General features: G+C 64.0%; 1 protein-coding gene and 1 pseudogene. One reads left to right on the top strand and one right to left on the bottom strand.

Annotation, left to right across the window (positions count from 1 at the left end; all coding sequences use genetic code 11):
- Positions 1 to 20: 20 nt before the first annotated feature.
- A complete protein-coding gene (locus tag EOA29_RS38940; protein ID WP_126094335.1) occupies positions 21 to 464 on the top strand; it encodes a MarR family transcriptional regulator in 444 nt (147 codons plus the stop codon).
- 70 nt (positions 465 to 534) lie between these two features.
- On the opposite strand, the pseudogene tdh reads toward EOA29_RS38940, so the two are convergent.
- Positions 535 to 691: pseudogene (gene tdh / locus EOA29_RS38935) on the bottom strand (L-threonine 3-dehydrogenase); the annotation flags it as partial.

The following is a 691-nucleotide window of genomic DNA, read 5'->3' as shown; positions in this document are numbered from 1 at the left end:
GACGCATTCGGGGTGCACTCATGGAACCGCAAATCCTCGAACTGGAAAGCTTCCTGCCCTACCGTCTCTATCGGCTGGCCGACACCGTCAGCCGCGAATTCTCGCGCATCTACAAGGAACGCCACGGACTGACGCGGCCGGAATGGCGCACGCTATCAGGTCTTGGCCAGCGCGGCACGATGACCGCGACCGAACTCGGCGAGCAGTCGGCCATGCACAAGACCAAGGTGTCGCGCGCAGTCGCCGAGCTGGAGCGCCGGCGCTGGCTGACGCGCACGCCGGACGAGAACGATCGCCGCGTCGAGCACCTGATGCTGACCAAGCCTGGGCTCGCCGCCTATCGCGAGATGGTGCCGCTGGCGAAGGCGTTCGAAAGGGAGTTGCTGGCAAGGCTGAGTGTGGAGGAGCAGGTGGCGGTTGCGAAAGGGACGGCGGCGCTGGAGGTGGCCTTAGGGAACAAGTAGAGTGGGAACACCGATACGCTGGCAGGACAGAGGGGGGCGCGAAGGAACTCGACGTCTCTATCGACGCTCCCTACCAATCCATCACCACCTTGCCCGAGCTGCCGCTCCGCATCGCGTCGAATCCGACCTGGAAATCATCGATGCCGATGCGATGGGTGATCAGGCCCGAGACGTCGAGAGGGCCCTGGACCAGGGCGATCATCTTGTACCAGGTCTCGAACATCTCG

Origin of the sequence: Mesorhizobium sp. M1E.F.Ca.ET.063.01.1.1, assembly GCF_003998155.1 — a bacterium.
Taxonomy (GTDB): Bacteria; Pseudomonadota; Alphaproteobacteria; order Rhizobiales; family Rhizobiaceae; genus Mesorhizobium.
Note: the sequence above shows the minus strand (reverse complement) of the source record. Positions and strands in the feature narration are given on the sequence as shown.

Excerpts from the sequence above, each read along its gene's own strand:
- EOA29_RS38940 (WP_126094335.1), top strand. The coding sequence starts at position 21 with ATGGAACCGCAAATCCTCGAACTGGAAAGCTTCCTGCCCTACCGTCTC.